The sequence below is a fragment of the Arthrobacter sp. NPDC057013 genome (assembly GCF_042674585.1).
GTDB lineage: Bacteria > Actinomycetota > Actinomycetes > Actinomycetales > Micrococcaceae > Arthrobacter.
In genome coordinates, this window is sequence record NZ_JBHUSE010000001.1 from 229818 (window position 1) to 250520 (window position 20703).

The 20703-nt window shown below is 64.9% G+C and carries 21 protein-coding genes and 1 pseudogene; 12 read left to right on the forward strand and 10 right to left on the reverse strand.

The features are described 5' to 3' along the window. Positions 1–16 precede the first annotated feature (16 nt). Together ACFTSA_RS01135 and ACFTSA_RS01140 are read right to left on the reverse strand one after the other, a co-directional pair. Positions 17–1069, reverse strand: coding sequence for a hypothetical protein (locus tag ACFTSA_RS01135; RefSeq protein ID WP_377948851.1), 1053 nt, complete (start codon positions 1067–1069; stop codon positions 17–19). 153 nt (positions 1070–1222) lie between these two features. Continuing rightward, on the reverse strand, positions 1223–1735 hold the full coding sequence (locus tag ACFTSA_RS01140) for a VOC family protein (protein WP_377948853.1): 513 nt from the start codon (positions 1733–1735) through the stop codon (positions 1223–1225). 65 nt (positions 1736–1800) lie between these two features. Here ACFTSA_RS01140 and ACFTSA_RS01145 point away from each other — a divergent pair, with 65 nt between their 5' ends. Further along, positions 1801–2598 (forward strand): helix-turn-helix domain-containing protein, encoded by a 798-nt coding sequence (locus ACFTSA_RS01145; protein ID WP_377948856.1) that lies wholly within the window; start codon positions 1801–1803, stop codon positions 2596–2598. Between the two features lie 10 nt (positions 2599–2608). Further along, positions 2609–3091, forward strand: coding sequence for a DUF3592 domain-containing protein (locus ACFTSA_RS01150; RefSeq protein ID WP_377948857.1), 483 nt, complete (start codon positions 2609–2611; stop codon positions 3089–3091). Between the two features lie 939 nt (positions 3092–4030). Here ACFTSA_RS01150 and ACFTSA_RS01155 read toward each other — a convergent pair. Continuing rightward, positions 4031–5407, reverse strand: coding sequence for a serine hydrolase domain-containing protein (locus ACFTSA_RS01155; protein ID WP_377948858.1), 1377 nt, complete (start codon positions 5405–5407; stop codon positions 4031–4033). Between the two features lie 207 nt (positions 5408–5614). On the opposite strand from ACFTSA_RS01155, the gene ACFTSA_RS01160 reads away from it, so the two are divergent. The 6 genes from ACFTSA_RS01160 (at position 5615) to ACFTSA_RS01185 (ending at position 9796) form a co-directional block, all read left to right on the forward strand. Next, on the forward strand, positions 5615–5905 hold the full coding sequence (locus tag ACFTSA_RS01160; protein ID WP_377948859.1) for an antibiotic biosynthesis monooxygenase family protein: 291 nt from the start codon (positions 5615–5617) through the stop codon (positions 5903–5905). 87 nt (positions 5906–5992) lie between these two features. Beyond that, a complete protein-coding gene (locus tag ACFTSA_RS01165; protein ID WP_377948860.1) occupies positions 5993–6748 on the forward strand; it encodes a phosphatase PAP2 family protein in 756 nt (251 codons plus the stop codon). Between the two features lie 52 nt (positions 6749–6800). Beyond that, positions 6801–7472, forward strand: a complete 672-nt coding sequence (locus tag ACFTSA_RS01170; RefSeq protein WP_377948862.1) for a response regulator transcription factor — start codon at positions 6801–6803, stop codon at positions 7470–7472. Continuing rightward, the gene (locus ACFTSA_RS01175; RefSeq protein ID WP_377922919.1) at positions 7469–8452 is read left to right on the forward strand and encodes a sensor histidine kinase; all 984 of its coding nucleotides are present in this window, start codon (positions 7469–7471) and stop codon (positions 8450–8452) included. Before ACFTSA_RS01170 ends, ACFTSA_RS01175 begins: the two co-directional genes overlap by 4 nt. A 28-nt stretch (positions 8453–8480) precedes the next feature. Next, positions 8481–9101, forward strand: coding sequence for a DedA family protein (locus ACFTSA_RS01180; RefSeq protein ID WP_377948864.1), 621 nt, complete (start codon positions 8481–8483; stop codon positions 9099–9101). A 23-nt stretch (positions 9102–9124) separates the two neighbouring features. Continuing rightward, the gene (locus ACFTSA_RS01185) at positions 9125–9796 is read left to right on the forward strand and encodes a response regulator transcription factor (protein ID WP_377949799.1); all 672 of its coding nucleotides are present in this window, start codon (positions 9125–9127) and stop codon (positions 9794–9796) included. Here ACFTSA_RS01185 and ACFTSA_RS01190 read toward each other — a convergent pair. Next, a complete protein-coding gene (locus tag ACFTSA_RS01190) occupies positions 9793–11271 on the reverse strand; it encodes a sensor histidine kinase (protein WP_377948866.1) in 1479 nt (492 codons plus the stop codon). The two genes, ACFTSA_RS01185 and ACFTSA_RS01190, sit on opposite strands and share 4 nt — an antisense overlap. Before the next feature lie 521 nt (positions 11272–11792). Between ACFTSA_RS01190 and ACFTSA_RS01195 the strand changes: the two genes are divergently transcribed. Beyond that, entirely contained in the window at positions 11793–12095 is a 303-nt protein-coding gene (locus ACFTSA_RS01195) for a hypothetical protein (protein WP_377948868.1), read from the forward strand. Positions 12096–12153: 58 nt separating this feature from the next. Here ACFTSA_RS01195 and ACFTSA_RS01200 read toward each other — a convergent pair whose 3' ends face one another. From ACFTSA_RS01200 to ACFTSA_RS01220, 5 genes are all read right to left on the reverse strand, one after another. Beyond that, positions 12154–12675, reverse strand: coding sequence for a hypothetical protein (locus ACFTSA_RS01200; protein WP_377922893.1), 522 nt, complete (start codon positions 12673–12675; stop codon positions 12154–12156). 93 nt (positions 12676–12768) lie between these two features. Then, positions 12769–14121, reverse strand: a complete 1353-nt coding sequence (locus ACFTSA_RS01205) for a hypothetical protein (RefSeq protein WP_377948871.1) — start codon at positions 14119–14121, stop codon at positions 12769–12771. After that, on the reverse strand, positions 14118–14588 hold the full coding sequence (locus ACFTSA_RS01210) for a hypothetical protein (RefSeq protein WP_377948874.1): 471 nt from the start codon (positions 14586–14588) through the stop codon (positions 14118–14120). The genes ACFTSA_RS01205 and ACFTSA_RS01210 overlap by 4 nt, the downstream gene beginning before the upstream one ends. A gap of 422 nt (positions 14589–15010) precedes the next feature. Further along, positions 15011–15613 carry a hypothetical protein gene (locus ACFTSA_RS01215; protein ID WP_377948876.1) on the reverse strand — a complete coding sequence of 201 codons (603 nt, stop codon included), beginning with the start codon at positions 15611–15613 and terminating at the stop codon, positions 15011–15013. Positions 15614–15868: 255 nt separating this feature from the next. Next, positions 15869–16429: a DUF3090 domain-containing protein gene (locus tag ACFTSA_RS01220; protein ID WP_377948878.1), complete on the reverse strand. Its 561-nt coding sequence runs from the start codon at positions 16427–16429 to the stop codon at positions 15869–15871. A gap of 229 nt (positions 16430–16658) precedes the next feature. Here ACFTSA_RS01220 and ACFTSA_RS01225 point away from each other — a divergent pair. Continuing rightward, positions 16659–17020, forward strand: a pseudogene (locus ACFTSA_RS01225) (Phenylacetic acid catabolic protein); the annotation flags it as partial. 200 nt (positions 17021–17220) lie between these two features. On the opposite strand, the gene rfbA reads toward ACFTSA_RS01225, so the two are convergent. Further along, on the reverse strand, positions 17221–18126 hold the full coding sequence (rfbA, locus tag ACFTSA_RS01230; protein WP_377948881.1) for a glucose-1-phosphate thymidylyltransferase RfbA: 906 nt from the start codon (positions 18124–18126) through the stop codon (positions 17221–17223). A gap of 65 nt (positions 18127–18191) precedes the next feature. Between rfbA and rfbB the strand changes: the two genes are divergently transcribed. Both rfbB and ACFTSA_RS01240 read left to right on the forward strand, forming a co-directional pair. Continuing rightward, the gene (gene rfbB, locus ACFTSA_RS01235; protein WP_377949801.1) at positions 18192–19190 is read left to right on the forward strand and encodes a dTDP-glucose 4,6-dehydratase; all 999 of its coding nucleotides are present in this window, start codon (positions 18192–18194) and stop codon (positions 19188–19190) included. A 4-nt stretch (positions 19191–19194) separates the two neighbouring features. After that, on the forward strand, positions 19195–20601 hold the full coding sequence (locus ACFTSA_RS01240) for a sugar nucleotide-binding protein (RefSeq protein ID WP_377948884.1): 1407 nt from the start codon (positions 19195–19197) through the stop codon (positions 20599–20601). Positions 20602–20703: the final 102 nt, after the last annotated feature.

A 20703-nucleotide genomic window follows, 5' to 3' on the forward strand; every position in this document is an offset into this window, starting at 1 on the left:
CGGCCTGGCGGGCCTCTTACCTCGGTGCGGGACGCGAGCCTGCATCCTTGCCGGGCCCGGACGTTGGAACGAAGCCCCAGACAAACGAGCCGTCGTCCCGGAGTGTCATCCGAAGGAAACCATGCGTGTCACTGAACCGCTTCACGATGTACGTCGGACTGCTGGTGAAGGAACGGAGCCCTATGCCTCCGGTGGAAACCTGGAATGCTGTTATCCCGTCGCTGACGCACTGGTCAGCGTTATTCACCGGACATGAGCGTTCGTAGTTGTGTTGTGACCCGGACAGGGTGAACCGCACCCGGTGCTTCCACATCACGTCGATCCACGGCTTGAGTTCGGTGGACCGTCCATGTTCGCTGGTGTCCGACGTGAAGTACGGGTCATGGTGCACCACCGCCAGGTGCCTGCCCGCTGCCTTGGCGGCAGCTAGGTCCCTGTCCAGCCAGGCCGTCAAGGCCCGGGCCTGTGCCGGGTTGTACTGCCACTGCGCGGAGGACAGGAACGCGATGTGCCACTTCCCGAAGTCCTTCGAGTACGGTGTCCCGTTCCCGATTAACCCGCGCTGCTGGTTGATCGCCGCCTTCGCGGGGGCACCCGGGCATTGGCCGTTCATAAAGTTGTCGAGGTCTTCGTTCCGTCCGGGTTGCCAGTCATGGTTGGGCGCGGACACCCAGTACAGCTTGGGCTTCGTGCCGCCCCAAAGCCGCGTCCAGTACTTCACGTAGTCATCGCAGTACCCGGTGTCGTACTGGAAATCCCCGAGCCCCAGGAACGCGTCAACCTGGTTGTTCCGCACCAGCGCGGAAATGGCCGCGCCGTTGCGCCCGGAGTGGCTGTCGGCTGCCAGGTTCGCCGGGCCGTTCATGTCGCCTACAGCCGCGATCCTCACGCCACCCCCACGTGACGTGATGTCGCCGGATGACAGCGTGCGTGACGGAGCCACAGCCGCGGTCGGTTCCGGGACCTCCGCAGCGCTGTTCCCGCCGCTGGCGGCGAGGGTGAAGGCCCAGAGGCCGGCGACGCCCAGGAGGACCGAAGACGTTCCGGCGACAAGACGGTTGCGGCGCATGGGGTGCAGGTCTCCCTTCGCGGGGTGCGGTGTTCCTGCTTCGGGCCAACCGGGGGTCGACGGCCACGGCCGGCCCCATCCAATCGTCGGTCTTCGTCCTTGGAATAAGTATGAAGCAGGGGAGGCTCCCGCGTCAGGGCAGAGTTCAGGGGATTACCCCTGCTGCGCCGCCCACTCCTCGACGCGGCGGTTGCTTTCCTCCTCGGAGAGGTCTTCCACCCGGGTCATGATGGACCATCGGACGCCGAAGGGATCCCGGATGCTGGCGTACCGGTCGCCGGAGACGAAGGTGGTCGGCGGCTCGCGGATGGTGGCTCCGGCCTGTTCGGCGCGGTGCACGAGGGCGTCCACATCCGCGCAGTAGAGGCCGAGGGAGTAGCAGTCGTTTTCACCCTCCGGCGCCGGAACCAGGTGGTACTCGGGGCTGGGTTCGCCGAGCTGGAGGTGGCCGTTGCCGAAGTCGAGTTCGGCGTGGACCACCACTCCGCGCATCTCTGTGGCACCGACAACGCGGGCGCCGAACACGTCCTTGTAGAAGGCGATCGCTTCCCGGGCGCCGGTCACGGCAAGGAACGGCGTGAGGCTCGTCAGGCCGTTCGGAATCCCGTGGGTGGTGTGCTTTCCGTGGGCAGCGGTGGTCGATTGGGTGCTTGTAGTATCTGTCATGTCTATGACGCTACGTGCCCGGCCGGCGGCGGCGCTTGGAGATTCGCGACAGTCTGAGGGGACCGATGGAGAGTTCGTTCAAGGGGATTCTGTACCCCGCCAGGCTTCCCACTTTCCACCGCCTTCCGGCGCCGGCGTCCGTGGCGGACCTGGTCCAGTGGTTCTGGATTCCCGAGTGGGACATCGAGCCCGGCCGCACCTCCCGCCAGCACCTGATCGCGTACCCGGGCTCCAACCTCGTGGTGCAGCCAGGCGGCGTGGTCTTCTCCGGCCCGACCACCCGGGCCGCCCATCAGGACCTGGCCGGACGGGGCTGGGCCGTCGGTGCACTGCTGCGGCCGGCCGCCGTGCGGCTGTTCACAGACAGTCCGGCCAGCCTGCAGGACACGGAAACGCCTGTGGCCGCGGAAGCACTGCACTGTTCCGTCGCGGAGGCCATGAACGCGTACGACGGCGATACCCGCCGTGGGCGGGCAGCGGACGCCTTTGCGGGGTGGCTGGCGTGCCTTGGAGGGCAGGGGGTGTCCGGGGAAGCGCTGCTGGCCAACCGGCTGATGGACGTCATCGGTTCGGACGCCTCGGTGGTCCAAGTGGAGGATGCGGCGTCTCTTCTGGCGGTTTCGCAGCGGACCCTGCAGCGTGTGGCAAAGAAGTACATCGGCCTTAGCCCTGCCGCGCTGATCCGCCGTCGAAGGCTTCAGGACGCTGCCGAACGGACCCGCCTGGACCCGACGGCGGACCTGGCAGCTCTAGCTGCCGAGCTAGGGTACGCCGACCACGCGCACCTGACGAATGACTTTCAGAAGTACCTGGGTTTCACACCGAGCACATACCGGCGGGCGGTTGCCGGGGACGGATCCTAGAATGGGCGCCATGAGTTCCCCTGGTCCCGCCGAAAACCGCAAGCCCAAAACACTGCTGGGCCGCGCCGTTCAGGTGGTGCTGGCCGTTGTCCTGGTCTTGGTGGGGCCGGTGATGATCGGTGTCGGTTCCCGCATGGCTGATGCGCACGAGGACCTCGCGCGGACGGGTGTGCACACCACCGGAACCATTGTTGACTTCAACGACGGGAGGAGGGCTTCGCAGCGGGACATCAGGGTCAGGTATACGTCCGCGGACGGGACGGAGCGCGTCACTTCCGCCACTGTGGGCCATGGCCAGCAACCTGCGGGCGGCACTGAAGTTACGGTGGTGTACCGCGAGGAGGAGCCCGGCAAGGCTATGGTGCTGGGGTATGAGAGTGACGGCGTCACCGTCCGGGGAATTGGCACTGTCCTGACGATGATTTTCATCCCCATCGTTCTCCTCGTCGTATTTTCGAAGCGAGGGAAGGGACCCGGAAACCGGCGTGGCTAGGTTCCTGCTCCGGTGCTGGTGCCGGCGGGGCCGCGATCGCCTGACAACCCTCCAAACGAAGGCGCCGGGTCCGGGGAGAACCCCTCCGGACCCGGCGCCATACCGGCTTCAGCGCTGGCAGGTGCATTAACCGGCAAATCCATTGTCAGCGGAGCAGCTTGAGAAAACCTTGGAAGAGCCGGGGCATGCAGGCGTGAGCGGTGGGATGGGGGGAACGACGGCCCCAAGCAACTCTGGGAATTTCCTAGGAGGCGCCTGTCAGTATGCCGGTACCTGGCCGGGGTTTCCGGCCAAGCCGCCGGTGCCAAGCAACAAGGTAGCCCCTGTTGCAGCGGCAAGGCGGACTGACGGGTGAAGAAGGTAGGTAACTCGCATGCCCATTACAGGCAGCGTGGCGTGGGACGGGCGCCTCGTGTCCTTCAAAGGCAGGGACACCACGCAATACGTCACCAGTGCAGCAGACTTCGCCAAGACGTGCGGTGCTTGCCGGCGCCCGCTGGCAGCGGGTGATCCTCGTTCCCTCATCGTGGAAATCACGCAGAGCATCTCACCCGATGGGGGCGAGCACCTCACCTTCACCGACTACGTCTGCCACCGCCAGTGCAGTGCTCCAGCCCTGACGGTCCAGCAGACACCATGGACGCCGGACGAGTTCCATCCGGTTGCCGCCCGCGTGGTCTTTGCCCGGAAATCCGCCGCCGGCCGTACGCGGGTTGTCCCCGTGCTGGCCTACACCCTGGACCAGGTGGTCAGCTTCCAGGAAGACGGAGGCGAACCGGTCTCGGCCCTGGTCTCACTCCTGCTGACCCATGGCTTCCAACTGGCCATGAGTCCTGACTGCTCCGACATCCTGCACCAGGCCCGGCAAACCCCAGCCCACTGTCAGTTCACCGTCGCAGCCAAGGGTCTACTCCAACTCAGCATTGCCGGCGAAGTCCTCTACCGTGAACAGCTCGACCCCAGCAACGACGACGATGCGGAATGGCTGCACCTGGCAGCCCACAGCGGCCGGATCCTCGTGATCAGCGGAGACAACCTGGAGATCACGCCCGCAGGCCTCGACTTCCGCACTGCCGCCAAGCAAGGCACGCTGGTCGTGGGCACCGTCCCGCTCACCGCCGTCGGGCAGTCATGAGCTGAAACGTTGATCTGCCCGCAGATTCGGTCCAGGGCCTCGTTGAGTGTGGACTCGATCTGGCCGTTCAGGAGCTCCCGTTTGTTCTGGGCGGACTCGTCCTCGAACTCGGTGGGCAGCGGTGGCGTGGTGACGGTCATCGCGGCCTGGTAGCGCCCGTCGCCGCTGCTGACGGCAACGGTCTGGTAGTCCCAGAAGCTGCCGCGGGCCTCGTGCCGCGACTGGACCGAGCATCCGTCCGCGTGCTCCCACAGGCCCAGCCCGTAGGGGGCGAAACCGGGACTCGTCTTCATCTCCCGCAGCGTCGCCGCAGAGAGCGCCCGCCCCTGGAAGAGGCCGGCCATGAAGCGGTTCATGTCCGCCACTGTCGACACGGCCCCGCCCGCCGGATTGCCGACACCGGAGATATTGTCTGTGGTGTCGATGCGTTCACCGCGGAGGGTGACGTAGCCATGCAAAAGACCGGTCTCGTGCAGGTCGATGCGGTCCAGGCTGGTGTTCTTCAGACCGAGCGGCTCGAAGACCTGCTCCTGCATGACTTGGACGAAGGGCTTGTGCCGCAGTGTCTGGACCAGGAGGCCGAGCGCGAGGTAATTCGTGTTCGAGTACTTGAAGGACCCAACACTGAACGCGGTCCAGGGGAGGGTCCCGGCCAACTGCAACCCCCGCTCCATCGTCATCGGCCGGGAGAGAACGGGACGGAAATCAATATCGTGGGGCAGGGCATCATTGACCTCGGGCATCCCGGACGTGTGGCTTAGCAGCTGCCTTACGGTGACCGGCCCCGGAGGCTTGAGCGCGGCTTTGAACCCGGGGATGACGTCGTTGACGGGGTCGTCGAGGCCGATGAGGTGGTCGTCGACGAGCTTCAGCACCGCCACGGCTGTCATCGTTTTGGTGACGCTTGCGATCTGCACCCGGTCAGTCGTTTGCGCCGGGGTTCTTGACTCGAGGTCGCGCACACCGTAAGCCTTGGACCACTCGCCCTGCGGCCACCGGATTTGTACGACGGCGGCCACCGCGCCTTCGTCCATGAACAGCCGGACCTGCGTCTCCAAGGGTGCCAGGGGATCCGGTGAGACTGGCGACGGGGAGGGTTCGTCTGTGGTGTAGGTGCAGCCGGTGGCAGCGAGGACGACGGCGAAGGCCGCTCGCCTCCAGACGTGGTTCTTCGTGCTCATTGCGGGCCGCCCGCTCGGGACGAGATGACAGATGCTTGGCCGCGTGCGGCACCACGTGCGGCCAGACCTGCGACGGCGCCGTCGCCCCAGCACCTCAATGGTAAGGCGGGCTCACCCGGCGGGGAAGGAGCCTGACGGACCTTCCGCAACAGGTGTACTCTGCACCAGAGCGTGGCACTGACCTGCCCCACGTGTGAAAGGAACAGCATGTCTGTTGTGAAGATCAACGCCATCCACGTCCCCGAAGGCAAGGGCGCCGAGCTTGAGAAGCGCTTCGCGGCCCGGGCGCGCGCCGTCGATGGGCACCCCGGATTCGAGGGGTTCCAGCTGCTCCGCCCGGTCAAGGGCGAGAGCCGTTACTTCGTGGTCACCACCTGGGCCACCGAGGAGGATTTCCAGAACTGGCGGAGCGGCCAGGCCCGCGAAGCACACGGCGGCGACCGCCAGCCGGTCGCCACCGGTGCGGACCTCCTCGAATTCGAAGTCGTGGAACTCTGATGCACGCTTCTTAGAGATTTCTTGGCAGTCCCCTTCCACACTGGGATGGCAGGCATAAGGCCTGCCAGGCGACAGAAGGGGCGGCCAATGGGCGGGGCGGAAACAACCAGGGCGGAAACAAGTGGGATAACGGCGGAACGCACGCGGTTGGCGAGGCTGCCGCAGCTGCGCCACTGGATTGCGCTGCCGCTGGTTTTCGCCGTCCTGATTGTGGCCGCGGGGCTGACCATGCGGTCCCAGCCCGCCTTCACGGCAACCGATTTCTCCGTCGATGCCGTGCTAAGCCACCACCACACGCCCCCGCGGACCGCGATCGCGCTCTTCGTCAACGTCGTGTTCAGCCCCGTGGGCGGGGTGGTGATGATCGCCGGGATCTGCCTGTTCCTGCTGCTGGTGCGCCGGAGCCCGGTGAACGCCGTCGCCACGGGGCTGGTGGCGGCCGGCTCGTGGGTCAGCAGTGAACTGTTCAAACTGGTTGTCGCGCGGCACCGGCCCGACGCCGCCGCACTCTTTGATCCAATTACGCCCGAGCCCGGCACGGACAGCTTCCCGAGCGGGCATACAGCCCTCGCCGTTGCCCTGGCCATCGCCCTGTTCCTGCTGGCGCGGGGTACGCGCTGGCAATGGCCCGTCGCGGTGGTGGGAGCGGCCGTGGCCGTAACGGTGGCCCTGTCCCGCATCTACCTGGGCGTTCATTACCCGACTGACGTGGCGGCGTCGTTCCTTACCTCCCTGACCGGGGCCTCCTTCATCACGGGGCTGTGGAACAAAGTGGGGCTGGCGGTGCTGGCACGCCTGCCGTTCCTGGCCCGGCTGGGACCGGTTCCGGCCCAGGCCCCCTGACGCCGCATCCGGAACAGCGCCGCCCTAGACGGATTGGGACAGAATGGCAGTCATGGAGGCGAACCTGAAGAAGCGCGTGCTGCTGGTGGAGGACGACCGGCAGCTCGGACCCCTCATCGCCGAACTCATCGGGGACGACTTCGACGTGACCCTGGCCCGGGACGGCCAGCAGGGACTGCACCTGGGGCTCACGCGGGAGTGGGATGCCCTGGTGGTGGACCGCGGGATTCCTCTTCTCGACGGCGCGGCGCTGGTCACCGCGCTGCGGGACAAGGGCGTTGCCGCGCCGGTGCTGATGCTCACAGCGCTCGGCACCGTCCAGGACAAGGTGGACGGCCTGGACGCCGGCGCCAACGACTACCTGGTAAAACCGTTCGACGCCGCCGAGCTCGCCGCCCGGCTCCGCGCCCTGACCCGGACCTTCCGTCCGCCGCTGCGGACCCTGCCGCTTGGGGATTGGACGTACGACGCCGGCACCCGGCTCCTGCTCTCGCCTTACGGTGAGCGCGTGTCGCTGTCCCCGAGGGAGGGGTCGCTGCTCGAGGTCCTGGCCGCCGAGCCCGAGAGGGTCTTCTCCCGCGCTGAACTCCTTGACAGGGTGTTCTCGGCAGCGGACCAGCCGGGCGCCGTGGACACCTATGTCCACTACCTCCGCCGGAAGGCGGGCCGCGACATCATCCGCACCGTGCACGGCGCCGGCTACCAGTTGGGAGACCCATCGTGAATGCCCCGGACGCCGACCGGCTGATCCTTCGGACCGCCGCCCGGAAGGTGAGCACCCAGATCGCGCTCGTGTGCGCCGCGAGCCTCGCCGTCGTGATCCTGGCGCTGGTGCTGTTTGCGCTCTACCGTTCCCAGCCCGCCGAACTCGTGCAGCACCCCGCCGGGGCCGGTCGGATCTACATTGACGAAGCCGACGGCCTGCTGGCCCTGATCCTTGGCGGCGCCCTTGCCGTCGTGCTGGCCGCAGCCGCCGGCCTGGTCAGCGCCAGGAGCGCCGTGAAGCCGCTGGGCGAGGCACTGGCCGTCCAGCGGCGCTTCGTCCAGGATGCCAGCCACGAGCTGCGGACCCCGCTGGCAGTGCTCGACGCCCGGCTGCAGCTCGCCCAGCGCAAAGCCGGCCCGGACTGCCCCGCCGCCCCGACCCTGGCCCGGCTGCGCCAGGACAGCGCCGGGCTCGCAGAACTGGTGGACGACCTCCTGCTCATGTCCGCGCCGGCATCGGCCGAAAAACTGGACCAGACGGATGTTGCCGCGCTGGTCCCGGCCGTGACGGACGATCTTCGGCTCCTCGCAGCGGATGCCGGCATCGGCCTGGAGTGCTCGGTTGCCGGCGGGGCCGCGCGACCGCCGCGCGTGCGCATTCCCGCGCACCTGCTGCGGCGGATGGTCACGGCGCTCGTGGAGAATGCCATCTCGCACACTCCCGAAGCCGGCCGGATCGACGTCACCGTCTCGGCCGCCGGCCGGAAAGTCCGGATCATGGTCCGGGACACGGGCCCCGGCATCATTGGCATCGATCCCCACCGGGTCTTCGAGCGGTTTGCGCGCGGAGGGGCTGCCGGGGACAACCCGGCACGGACCAGCTACGGAATCGGCCTGGCCCTGGTCAAGGATGCCGCCCTGCGCCACGGCGGGGACGTGACCGTGGCCGAAACCGGGGCCGAAGGAACAGTGCTCAGCCTGGAACTCCCGGCTGCCTGAAAGACCCAGCCGGAACGGAGCCAGGCACATGAGCGGACTCATCGACGGCATTCTGGGCGTCAGCCCGGCACTGGCCTACACCCTGGTGGCCCTTCTCGTGTTCGCCGAGGATGCCCTTTTTATCGGGTTCGTCATTCCGGGCGAAACGGCCGCGGTGCTCGGCGGCGTGGTGGCCAGCCGGGGCCAGGTGCAGCTGGGGCCCATGGTCGGCCTGGTGGTCCTGGCCGCAGTCGTCGGCGACACCGTCGGGTACGAAGTGGGCAAACACGCCGGACCGAAACTGCTGGACACCAAAGGACTGAAGCGCCACCGCGACAAGCTGGGCAAGGCACAGGACTTCCTGCGCCGGCGCGGCGGTTCGGCCGTTTTTCTTGGCCGCTTCATCGCCTTCTTCCGCGCCGTGATGCCAGCTCTGGCCGGCATGTCCCGCATGCATTATCCGCGGTTCCTGGCCTTTAATGCCGCCGGCGGGCTGGCCTGGGGTGTGGGGTTTGTGCTTCTTGGCTACGTGGCCGGCAATTCCTACGAGGCCGTGGCCAAAACCGTTGGCAGGGACATCACCGCCGCCGTGGTGGTCGTCGCGATTATCGGTGCAGCCGTGTGGCACGTCCGGACGGCGCGAAGAAAACGGAGAGCGGCCGCGGACTGATTCCCCGTGAGACGATGTCAACTGTGCGGGTCCTGCTTGTGGAAGACGAGGTCCTGCTGGCTGAGACCATCCGGCAGGGGCTGAAAGCCGCGGGTTTCGTGGTGGACGTTGCCCATGACGGTGTTGATGGGCTCTGGGCGGCGACCGAGAACCCGTATGACGTCGTCGTGCTGGACGTGATGCTGCCGGGCATGCACGGCTACGCGGTGCTGCAACAGCTGCGCGAGCGGCGGAACTGGGTGCCGGTGATCATGCTGACGGCCAAGGACGGCGAATATGACCAGACGGACGCCTTCGACCTGGGGGCGGACGACTACCTGACCAAGCCGTTCAGCTTCCCGGTGCTGATCGCGAGGCTGCGGGCACTTATCAGGCGGGGAGCCCCGGAGCGGCCGGTGGTCCTGACCGTCGGTTCGCTCAGCCTGGACCCGGCAAACCGGCAGGTCACACGGGACGGGCAGGCCATCACGCTGACGGCCCGGGAGTTCGGTCTGCTCGAATACCTGATGCGCCGGCCGGGCCAGGTCGTGTCGAAGGCCCAGATCCTGGACAACGTCTGGGACCCCGATTTCCGCGGCGGCGACAACGTGGTTGAGGTGTATGTCGGGTACCTGCGCAGGAAAATTGATGAGCCGTTCGGCCTCAGCACGCTCGGGACGGTGCGAGGCATGGGGTACAGGCTCAGCCCGGATTAGGGTTTCCGACGACGGACGTCGGCAGGGGAGCGGACGGTCACCATTGGCGGCAGACTGATTTCAAAGCGGCACCAGCCCTGTGGTGTCTCGGTTGCGGTGACGCGGCCGCCGTGGGCCTCCACAATGCCGCGGGTGATCGCCAGGCCCAGGCCGCTGCCGCCCTGCTGGCGTGACCGGCTCCCATCCAGGCGGACGAAACGCCCGAAGATCCGTTCCCTGTCGGCCACCGGGACAGGAGGGCCGTCGTCGTCGATGGTCACCACCACTGCCTGGACCGACGCCGACAGACTCACGGAAACGGTGGTTGCCGCGTGGCGGTCGGCGTTGTCCAGGACGTTCCGGAAGGCCTGTCCAAGCCGGACTTCGTCCCCCAGAATCTTGGCCGGAACGAGGTCCGCGGCGAGGCGGTGCCGGCTGGTCGCTTTGAGCCCGCGCAATTCGGCGGCCAGGACATCATCGACGTCGACTTCCTCACGCCGGACGGGCAGCCCCTGATCGTCCGCTTTGGACAATGTCAGGAGGTCCTCCACGAGGCCCTGCAGCCGGCGCGTCTGTTCGGCGAGGACCGGGCTCATGTCCCGCCACGTCCCGCCGCCGGGGTCGGAGCCGGCGATCTCCAGGCCCGTGCGGAGGGTGGTGATGGGGCCCCGCAGTTCGTGGCTCGCGTCGGAGACGAACTGCCGCTGCCGCTGGTCGGCCTCTTCAATCCGGCCAAGCATCGAATTCATCGTGGTGGCCAGGGCCTGCAGCTCGTCACCCGTGGCGGGGACGTCCACGCGTTGACCCAGCCTTCCGGCGCCGATGTGGCTGACCTGCGTCCGGATCCTTTCCACCCGCCGCAGTGAGCGGCCAACGAGGAAATGCACGGACCACGCCACCACGCCCAGCAGCACCGGCATGGCAACCAGCAGGTACCAGGCGACGATCCGGACGGTGTCCGCCTGGGGCTGAATGGTGCGTCCGGCCAGAACCCAATACTTGCTGCCCTCATCGTCGACGCCGAGCACCACCAGATAACGTTCGTCGCCGTCCCCCAGGAGGGCGGGCGCGGTTGCCTTGTCTGTGGCGCTCTGGCCGGCGGCGGGCCGCAGCGGACTGAGCGGAGTCGTCAAGAGCCTGGGTTCCGAGGCCCCGATCACCTTGCCGGTCCCGTCGAGAATCTGCACCAGAGGGTCTTTTTTGGCGGTCGCTGCCACCGCAATGCTGGCTTCCTCTGCGTCCTGGCTCTGGATCAAGGCTGCGACATCCTGAACCTTGGTCCGCAGGAAGCTGTCTGTTCCGGCAACGAGGTCTGATTCCAGCGTCACGAGCAGCAGCAGCCCGCCGGCCAGCAGGGCGACGGCCACAACGGCGACCGCAGCCAGGGTGGACTGCCAGCGCAGTCCGCGGGGCAGAGGCACCCACCGTCCCGGCTGTGTTTGCTTCGCTGCCTGAACCGGGAGCCCGGCAGCGGACGGCACTTCCGGGTGGTCCATGATTCAAGCATTGAGGCTGAACCTGCCCGGCGCAATGGGGGACGTGCCGGTCTCAGACTCCTCTCAGGAGCCTTACGGCATGATTGAAAGCAGCTGGGTATGGGGTACCACCATGCAACGAAAGCTTCGGACCATGAGCGACATCGGCAATTGGCCAGACCCAATGTGAAGGCACGGCACCGCACCAGCAGGTGCGGCGCCGGCGCCGCACACCCTTGCTGGGAAAACGCTGGAGCAGCGCACCCCCACACCCCCTGATGAAGGGGCTGGATCCCGGTCAGATTCCACGCTTGCGGCAGTGTCACGGGTGGATACTCATCAGGTCCCTGAAGCCGAAGGTTGCCGCGAACCTTAACTTCAGAGCAGCCGGGTCCGGAGCATACTCCCCCTAGAAGTATCCGGACCCGGCCGGACATGGCGCAGCGCAAGGCAATCATGCAGACCGATGATTTCCGTTATTGCCGCCCCCGCCAGGGGCTACTACGATGTGCAGCATCTTGAGGCCAAAGGAGGCCACCGCCATGTCATTCATCACGGTTAAGATTCCCGGTGATACGAACGCCTTCACCAAATCACTCGAGGAACGCGCCGACGAGTACCGCGAGATCTCCGGACGCGGCCGGACGGCGGGCGCCATCCATCATCAGTTCGCCGTCGGGGATGGCTTCATTCTCGTGGTCGACGAGTGGGAGTCCGCGGAGGCATTCCAGAAGTTCTTCAGCGACCCCGAGCTGAAGAACTTCATTGGATCCGTCGGCGGTGACCCCAACGCGGCCCCGGAAGTCACGGTCGGGCAGGCCATCGACTCTCCTGACAAGTTCTGACCGGGCGCCGGTCGCCGGGCGATGAAAGACGTACGACGGCGATAGCCGCCGTGCGCGGTTAGTGGATGCCTTTGAAGGGTGGCTGGCGTGAGCCGCGGGGCGGAGGGTGCACCAGCTCGACGTTCCTCCTGATGGCCAAGCGTCCGATCGCTGCTGCAGCGCCGACGGTGGCCCAGAAGCCCAGCGATTCAATGGTCCAGCCGAACTGCAGCAGGCCTCCGAGAACCCAGAAAACCAGCGTCGGAACGGCAAAAAAGACGGCAACGTGGATCCACTGATTAGGCACGGGCCGCAGCACATAGCCGAGGATCCAGGCCAGCGGGGCTGCGAAGACAAGAGCAATTCCGAAGCCGTACCACAGCACCATGATCGCGATGCCCGGCGCAGGGCTCGGCCCGCTCTCGGACGGGACCGCGGCAGTCAGCTCCTGCACAACCACGATCACGCATACAGGTACGAGCCACAGGACCGTCGAAATGAACCATCCCTTGATGAAGGCAGAGGACCGGAGGACTACTCGATGGCGTTCCTTCGGGTTCGGCGGCGGCGCAGCTTTAATACCTGGGTCGCTGTTGTTCACGTGGAGACACCCCCTTTCGGCTCCCGTGACCACACTAGCCTGACCGACAAAAGGATGGCTTCATTCTCGTGGCCCACGAGTGGGAGTGCGCGGTCAGGGTTCTGACTCAGGAACGAAAGGCGGCGCGGCCTCAAACCATGCCCTGCCGTGCCTATACCGGAACGCGGATCCGGTATAGCCGGCCGCTTGGAGGTCGATGGTGTCCTGTACTCCTGCCTCCGGGCGCAGTGGGTTATCCCACCATGGGCCGAAGTCTTCCGGATCGGCTTCATGGGCGGGGCGGACTCCCGGGAAATCCGCGTCGATCCGGCCTCGGAGTTTCCGGACGGGAATTCCGCCAAAGGTGTGCCCGGCAAAGCTGTACAGGAGCAATCGCTTGGCATCGGGGTCTGCAGGTTCCGGCAAGCGTGTGCCCCCTTCCCACAGCCAGGTTTCCTCACTCATTGTGATGAACTCTGCCGCAGTCAGTTCGTTGATGCGGTCGATGCCATGCGCTCGGCAGTACGCCGACGCGGGCACGCCTTCACCCATCCTGAGATCGCCCTCACCGTCGGGGTAGGCCCGGCGGAACTCCGCCAGGCAACTGCAGCCGGGTGCTTCGGCGGCCTCAATCGGCACCGTCCCGGCGTCGTTTCTCGCGTACGGCCACCACGGCGCTACGCCGCGGCCGGCCGGTATCTCCCAGACCAAGCGCCGACCCACCTGGCCCAGCGCCAACACATGCCACCCCTGTCTGACGGCCTCGGCGACTGTCATGATGCTCGCCGCGATTCCCGCCGCCGCGAAGACGTTCGAGGCCGACTGTTCGCCCAACTCCGCGTAGGTTCGGCCCAGCTCCGAGGGCAGCACCCCGACGGCCATGGCCCAGCCGCCGCATGCCACAGTCAGCAACAGCAGCAGCCTCAGCAGGCCACGCCGAAACGACCGGTTTACCGCCCGGACGGCATTGGGGCCCACCATCGTCGTACGTCCCGTGATGGAAGCCTGCGCGAGGCGCCGGACTGCGCGCAACTGATGCCACAACCGGGCGGCCACACTGACGGCCCACAGGACGGCGACGGCGGTGCCAAGCCACCACACAGCGGCCGACGCATAGCCGTCAAGGGTGTGCGGAATGGCAGCTGCCAGCAGCACCAAGGGTGCAGCCAGAGGCGCATACCTCCGGAGCAGCACGCCGAAAACAGAAAAACCCAGGGCGAGGGCGATGCTCGCCATCCCGAACATGTCGATGACGCGGTAGGCGCCGGTCCAGGCAGGATCATCAAAGCTCTCCCACCCGCGATCCGCGATGAATGCACCGGCCGTCGTCAGCAGTCCGATGAGCCACGCGACGGTTCCTTGCCGACGGACGCCAGCCCGCCGCGGAAGTGCCGCCCACGCCCCGACGCTCGGCCTAACGATGGTGGTGGTCAAAGCCCACTGCTCCTCCTCATCTAGGTTTGTCATTGGCCCGGGCTATTGTCTGTCAGCCGGGTCTTCCACCGATGAAGCTGGTACAGCAGCCAGATGGTGCCGGCGATTGGCAGCAGTGGAATTGCCGTCCGCCCGCTCGCCACGAGGAATCCGAAAGCGGTCCAGACAACGCCGACTATCACCGCATTGCCGATGAGTGATTTGCGGGTGACGGGATAGGACGGAAGGTCAATGCCTTCGGCACGGAGTTGCCGGGTTTCCTGCACAGCTCCGCGGATCAGGGGGCCAAAAACTGCGACCACGGCAATTGCGGTGAGCAGTGAACTCCAGGGCTCCGGGATCCCAGCTGCTTCCAGGACGGTGGCCACCAGCCAGCTCATGAACAGGAACCACAGGAGCCCCCATCCAACCAGCCGCCTGCGCTTGGGCGGCATGCCTTCGAGCGAATCCGGCGGCCAGGATTGCCACTCGTATTCGTTGCTGCCTTGCTCGTCCCCCATAGCCAAAGGGTAGCTGCCTCCCGCGTGGCTCAGGCGGGGCCGATGAGTTGGATGAGGTAGCCGCAGGTGTCATCGAGCACCGCAACCATCAGATCGTCGGTCGGTGACTGTCGCGTTTTAGCGGGTGGGGCGGGGGTCGTTCGCCGGGTCCGGCACAAGGCTGGGACATACTTCCCGGACCCGGCGAGCTGAAGCTGCGGTTAGCGGCTACCTGTGCTTCAGTGACACAACACAGTCTGTGCCGGGCACATTATGAAATACCGGTCGACCTGAGAGCCGGAGCCCAATTTACCCCCCTTTTTGAGGGGGCCGGCGTTTGCCTGCAAGGTTTTCCCAAGCTCGTCCCACCGCCATCTTTCGTGGTGCTTTCCGGTTTCCCAGAGAAGCATCTGCCCTTGGTGACGAGTGTTACTTGCCTGGAGCTAGGCTTTGGTGCGGCGGCGAACCACTGCTGCGGATGCTGCACTGGCGGCCAAGGCGCCTGCACCGACCAGCGCCCACAGAACCAGGTTGGAATCGCCATCGGTGTTGGCATGGCCGGTGCCGGCGGCGGTAACGCTGGAAACGGCAGCGAAATCGGAGTTGCCCTTGCCCTTGCCCAGGCCGTGGTTACCTCCGCCGTTGTTGTTGCCTCCGCCGTTGCCGGAATTCACTACCACGGCTGCCGAGCGGGTGGTGCCGGAGGTGGCACCGACGGCTTTGATAATGTAGTTGCCGCCCTCCGTGAAGGTGATGGTGGTCGAGAAGGCGCCGCTGCGGTCAGCGGACACGCTGAAGTTGGATGGAGCGGGCCGCCGGCCTTCTGAATCCTTCTTGCCGCCGGTCCGCTGGAATGAAATGTTGATCGTTTCGCCGGCGATGTAGCCACTCCCGGAAAACGTGATGGATTCGCCGCGAGCGATGGTGCCGTCGGAAACGAGCCCCTGCTCACTGCCGGGCGCCGGGTAGGTGGTTGCCACGGCCGGAGCGGTGCCAGCCAGTGCGATTATTCCTGCAAGTGCAAGCGCTGCAATAGACTTCTTCATTTGTCCCCCCTGAGACGAAAAACGAAAATTCCCGTGATGATGGGGACTCGGATCCCCCATGCGGTATCGTGCTGAAAATCCCAAATGTCTAGCCAGCGATGACGCTATCACTCACAGCTTGCTCCCAACGAAGCCAGTCCAGAGAAGTAACAAAGGGTTAACCTACGGTCTATCTGACCGGTTGAAATCCAAGGCTAAGGAAAGTCCTGGATAGCGAGGTGACGCCGCTGGCTGAATTTTCCGCGGCGGGAGGGCTCAGGGCGTTGCCTCGGGAGGAGTGCAGATATGTCCGCCGGCGTCTACGGGGTAACCGCAGAGCGGGCATAGGGGACGCCCGGCGTCTACGACCTCACGTGTGCGCTTGGCGAATGCGCGGGCGGCGCCTACCGGCATCCGCACCAACAGCATTTCTGGTACTTCATCGCCGTCCTGATCAACGGATTCGCCGTTGTCACCAGCGTCGACATCGGTGATGGGGTAAGCCTCTATGACCACATGCGCCGTCGTCGGATCCCAACCTAGGCTCATTGCGCCGGTTCGAAACTGCTCCTGAACGGCCTCGAGTGGATCATTGTCGACCAATTCGATGGGAGTCCCGGTGGGAACACTGAAGCGGTTGCCTTCGACGGTGATGAGCTGATCGAGAATCTCGTCAATTTTCTCGGCGAGCAGAGATGACTGCTGCTTCTCCAGAGCGATAGAAACAATTTGCGACCCTGCACGTACCTGCAAATAGAACGTGCGCGCACCGGGAACGCCGACGGTGCCGATAACGACGCGATCAGGCCAGACAAACTCGTGAACACGTGTAGGCATGGCAGTATTTTAGGCGCATTAGACGTTCCATTGGCCCGGTGGGAGTGCAGGGCCCGGTTAAAAGACCGACTCACCCTTGCGCTTGTGGTGCAGGGGTGAGTCGGCTTTACGATGATCGGCTATCGGGTGCGGGAGGAGACAACCTGCTTGGTCATGGCGCCTGCGCTGCCGAGGTAGCCTGCAGGGTCGCAGAGTTGGGCCATGCGCTCTGGTCCGAGGTGGTGGACCACTGATCTCCGAGGACTCCCGGATCGAGCCGCGCGACTGGATGTCGGCCGCCTACCTCAAGACCCTCCTGCGCCAGATCTCACAGCACGCGCACTCGGAGATCATCGGCATGCAGCCGGAGGCAAACTGGATCACCCGCGCCCCTAGCCCGAAGCACAAGGCCAGCCTCATGGCCAAGGTGCAGGACGAGGCCGGCCACGGGCCCTACCTTTACTCGGCCGCGGAAACCCTTGGCCAGACGAGGGACAAGATGATGGACGACCTCATCGCCGGCAAGGCCCGCTACTCCTCGATCTTCAACTACCGGCCCTCAACTGGGAGGACATGGGTGCCAGCGGCTGCCTCGTGAACGGCGCCGCCATCCGCAAACCTGGGGCCCCTGTGACGACTAGATACCGATGCCGTGCCGGGGCGGTCCTCTTCGTCTCTGCGGTCGATGCCGCAGAAACTTACCCTGAAGTAGACCGTAGACGTCCAGACCCCACGTGAAGGACCAGCCGACGACAGTAGGCCCAATTCGTATGGCCTTGGACTGCCTGGCCTGCCGAGGTGAACCTAGCCAGTTACAGGAGGGAAAGCGCCAGCCGCTCGGGGTTTTCCGCAGCGTCCTCGGCGAGCAGGTCCAGCAGGTACTTGCCGTAGCCGCTCTTGCCGAGGGGTTCCGCACGTTCACGCAGCTCATCGTCGCTGAGGAAGCCGAGCCGCCACGCGATCTCTTCGGGGCAGCCAATGGAGAGGCCCTGGCGCTTCTGGACCGTGCGTACAAACTCCGACGCCTCGTTGAGGGAATCGAAGGTTCCGGTATCTAGCCAGGCGGTGCCGCGGGGGAGGATCTCCACCTGGAGTTTGCCCCGCTCCAGGTATTCGCGGTTCACGTCGGTAATTTCGAGTTCGCCACGTGGCGAGGGCTTCAGATTGCGAGCAATTTCGACAACGTCGTTATCGTAAAAGTAGAGCCCGGGGACGGCGTAATGACTTTTCGGTTTCTCAGGCTTTTCCTCGAGGGAAATAACTTTGCCAGTGACGTCGAACTCCACGACGCCGTACGCGGTCGGGTCCGCAACGCGGTACCCGAAGATGGCGCCGCCATCGATGTCGGAGAATCGGCGGAGCTGTGTACCCATGCCCGGGCCATAGAAGATGTTGTCACCGAGGACCAGCGCCACCGGTCCGTCGCCAATGTGATCTGCACCCAGGACGAACGCCTGCGCGAGTCCGTCGGGGGAGGGCTGCTGCGCATAGGTGATGTTGACGCCAAGCTGGCTGCCGTCGCCCAGCAGGCGCTGGAACTGGTCCGCGTCATGTGGAGTGGTGATGATGAGGATGTCCCGGATTCCGGCCAGCATCAGAGTCGACAGCGGATAGTAGATCATCGGCTTGTCATAGACGGGGACTAGCTGCTTGCTGATGCCCTGTGTAATCGGATGAAGTCTTGAACCGGTCCCCCCGGCGAGGATAATCCCGCGCATGGAGTCTAGTTTCGACGTTGTTGCTGGTTCAAACAAATCGGCGCCGCTATGGAAATATGGAAATCATGCAGAAATTCCTCGTGACCGGTGGCGCCGGTTTCATCGGTTCCAATTTTGTGCACTATGTCCTGAACCACACGGACAACGCGGTCACCGTTTTGGACAAGCTGACTTACGCGGGAAACCGGGCCTCGCTTGTCGGGTTGCCAGCGGACCGCTTTCAGCTAGTCGTTGGAGACATCGCCGACCCCGCGCTGGTTGACGGCCTGGTTGCCGACTGTGATGTTGTGGTTCATTACGCAGCCGAGTCACACAACGACAATTCCCTGCATGATCCGCGGCCCTTCCTCGACACAAACATCATCGGCACTTACACGCTGATTGAGGCGGCCCGGAAGCACGCCAAGCGATTCCATCACATCTCCACTGACGAGGTGTACGGCGACCTGGAGTTGGACGATCCGGAGCGTTTCACAGAGAGCACGCCGTACAACCCCTCCAGTCCTTACTCCTCGACAAAGGCCGGTTCTGATTTGCTGGTCAGGGCCTGGGTACGTTCCTTCGGGCTGCAGGCAACCATCAGTAACTGCTCCAACAACTACGGCCCTTACCAGCACGTGGAGAAGTTCATACCGCGCCAGATCACCAACGTCATTGAGGGCATCCGGCCGAAGCTCTACGGCAAGGGCGAAAACGTTCGCGACTGGATCCATGCCAACGACCACTCGTCGGCAGTGCTGGCCATTATCGCCAAGGGCCGCATAGGCGAGACCTACCTGATTGGCGCCGACGGCGAGAAGAACAACAAAGACGTCGTTGAACTGATCCTGAAGCACATGGGCGAGGCTCCGGACTCTTATGACCACGTGGTGGATCGCGCCGGCCATGACCTGCGGTACGCCATCGATTCCTCGAAGCTCCGCACAGAGCTGGGCTGGCAGCCCGAGTTCTCCGATTTCGATGCCGGTATTGAGGACACGATTGCCTGGTACCGGGACAACGAGGCGTGGTGGCGCCCCCAGAAGGCGGCCACCGAGGCGAAGTACAAGGAACAGGGCCAATAGCGTCATGACGATCGAGTTTTCGAAGCCGCTTGGTGTCCGGGAAACGCCAATCCCTGGCGTGGTCCTCTACGACCTTCCGGTGCACGGGGACAACCGCGGATGGTTCAAGGAAAACTGGCAGCGCGAGAAGATGATTGCGTTGGGCCTGCCCGATTTTCGCCCGGTCCAGAACAACATCTCCTTCAACGAGAAGGCAGGAACCACCCGCGGCATACATGCGGAGCCTTGGGATAAGTTCATCTCGGTGGCCACCGGCAGGATCTTCGGCGCCTGGGTCGATCTGCGCGAAGGCCCGTCTTTTGGAGCTGTGTTCACGGCTGAGCTGGACGCCAGTCAGGCCATCTTCATTCCCCGGGGTGTCGGCAACGCATTCCAGACACTTGAGGACAACACGGCCTACACGTACTTGGTGAACGATCACTGGTCGGCAGATGCTCAAGGCCAATACACGTTCCTGAATCTCGCCGACGAAAGCGCCTCCATTCAGTGGCCCATTTCCCTCGACGAGGCAGAGCTTTCGGACAAGGACAAGGCGCACCCTCGGCTGGCTGATGTGGTGCCGATGGCGCCGAAGAAAACGCTGGTGCTGGGTGCCGACGGGCAGCTCGGCAGGGCCTTGCGAGCCGCCTATGACGGCGTGGACTCGGTTGAATTCGCGAACCGCGCGGAGTTCGACCTGGCCAGCGCCGCTTCGTACAGCAGTCGGAACTGGAAGAACTACTCGACGATCATCAACGCGGCGGCTTACACCGCGGTGGATGCGGCTGAAACCGAAGAAGGGCGTGCCGCAGCATGGGAGATTAACGTCAATGCAGTGGCCCGCCTCGCCCGCATCGCCGTCGAGTACGACCTGACACTGGTCCACATCTCGTCGGACTACGTTTTCGACGGCGGTCGGGACGTTCATGACGAGAGCGAGGCGTTCACCCCGCTTGGCGTGTATGGCCAGACGAAAGCCGCCGGCGACGCCGTCGTCAGCGTCGTCCCGAGGCACTACATCGTGCGGACCAGCTGGGTCATCGGAGAAGGAAACAACTTCGTCCGCACCATGGCATCGCTGGCGAAACGCGGGATCAAGCCGTCGGTAGTCAACGACCAGGTTGGACGGCTGTCCTTCACGCAGGACATCGCGGCCGGCATCCAGCACCTCCTTCACAGTGGTGCCGCATATGGCACCTACAACCTCAGCAACAACGGAAACCCTCAATCGTGGGCCGATATTGCTGCCGATGTCTTCGAACTGGCGGGATCATCCAGGGATGACGTGACTGGAGTCAGCACGGCTGAGTACTTCGAGGGTAAGGCCGCTGCTCCCAGGCCCCTGAACAGCGCCCTGGACCTGGGCAAGATCCGCGCTGCGGGATTCTCCCCCCGGCATTCACGCGATGCCCTGAGTGAGTATCTGCAGTAGAAATTCACTGGACACGCAGTCCCAAAAGCGCCGCCGACTTCGCCCGAAGTCGGCGGCGCTTTTCTGTGTGCCCTGCTTGACGTTGGAGTTTTCCTCCGCATA

Bases quoted from the DNA above. Each gene is read 5' to 3' on its own strand.
- ACFTSA_RS01135 (WP_377948851.1), bottom strand. From the start codon at position 1,069: ATGCGCCGCAACCGTCTTGTCGCCGGAACGTCTTCGGTCCTCCTGGGC.
- ACFTSA_RS01140 (WP_377948853.1), bottom strand. From the start codon at position 1,735: ATGACAGATACTACAAGCACCCAATCGACCACCGCTGCCCACGGAAAG.
- ACFTSA_RS01145 (WP_377948856.1), top strand. From the start codon at position 1,801: ATGGAGAGTTCGTTCAAGGGGATTCTGTACCCCGCCAGGCTTCCCACT.
- ACFTSA_RS01150 (WP_377948857.1), top strand. From the start codon at position 2,609: ATGAGTTCCCCTGGTCCCGCCGAAAACCGCAAGCCCAAAACACTGCTG.
- ACFTSA_RS01155 (WP_377948858.1), bottom strand. From the start codon at position 5,407: ATGAGCACGAAGAACCACGTCTGGAGGCGAGCGGCCTTCGCCGTCGTC.
- ACFTSA_RS01160 (WP_377948859.1), top strand. From the start codon at position 5,615: ATGTCTGTTGTGAAGATCAACGCCATCCACGTCCCCGAAGGCAAGGGC.
- ACFTSA_RS01165 (WP_377948860.1), top strand. From the start codon at position 5,993: ATGGGCGGGGCGGAAACAACCAGGGCGGAAACAAGTGGGATAACGGCG.
- ACFTSA_RS01170 (WP_377948862.1), top strand. From the start codon at position 6,801: ATGGAGGCGAACCTGAAGAAGCGCGTGCTGCTGGTGGAGGACGACCGG.
- ACFTSA_RS01180 (WP_377948864.1), top strand. From the start codon at position 8,481: ATGAGCGGACTCATCGACGGCATTCTGGGCGTCAGCCCGGCACTGGCC.
- ACFTSA_RS01190 (WP_377948866.1), bottom strand. From the start codon at position 11,271: ATGGACCACCCGGAAGTGCCGTCCGCTGCCGGGCTCCCGGTTCAGGCA.
- ACFTSA_RS01195 (WP_377948868.1), top strand. From the start codon at position 11,793: ATGTCATTCATCACGGTTAAGATTCCCGGTGATACGAACGCCTTCACC.
- ACFTSA_RS01205 (WP_377948871.1), bottom strand. From the start codon at position 14,121: ATGACAAACCTAGATGAGGAGGAGCAGTGGGCTTTGACCACCACCATC.
- ACFTSA_RS01210 (WP_377948874.1), bottom strand. From the start codon at position 14,588: ATGGGGGACGAGCAAGGCAGCAACGAATACGAGTGGCAATCCTGGCCG.
- ACFTSA_RS01215 (WP_377948876.1), bottom strand. From the start codon at position 15,613: ATGAAGAAGTCTATTGCAGCGCTTGCACTTGCAGGAATAATCGCACTG.
- ACFTSA_RS01220 (WP_377948878.1), bottom strand. From the start codon at position 16,429: ATGCCTACACGTGTTCACGAGTTTGTCTGGCCTGATCGCGTCGTTATC.
- rfbA (WP_377948881.1), bottom strand. From the start codon at position 18,126: ATGCGCGGGATTATCCTCGCCGGGGGGACCGGTTCAAGACTTCATCCG.
- rfbB (WP_377949801.1), top strand. From the start codon at position 18,192: ATGCAGAAATTCCTCGTGACCGGTGGCGCCGGTTTCATCGGTTCCAAT.
- ACFTSA_RS01240 (WP_377948884.1), top strand. From the start codon at position 19,195: ATGACGATCGAGTTTTCGAAGCCGCTTGGTGTCCGGGAAACGCCAATC.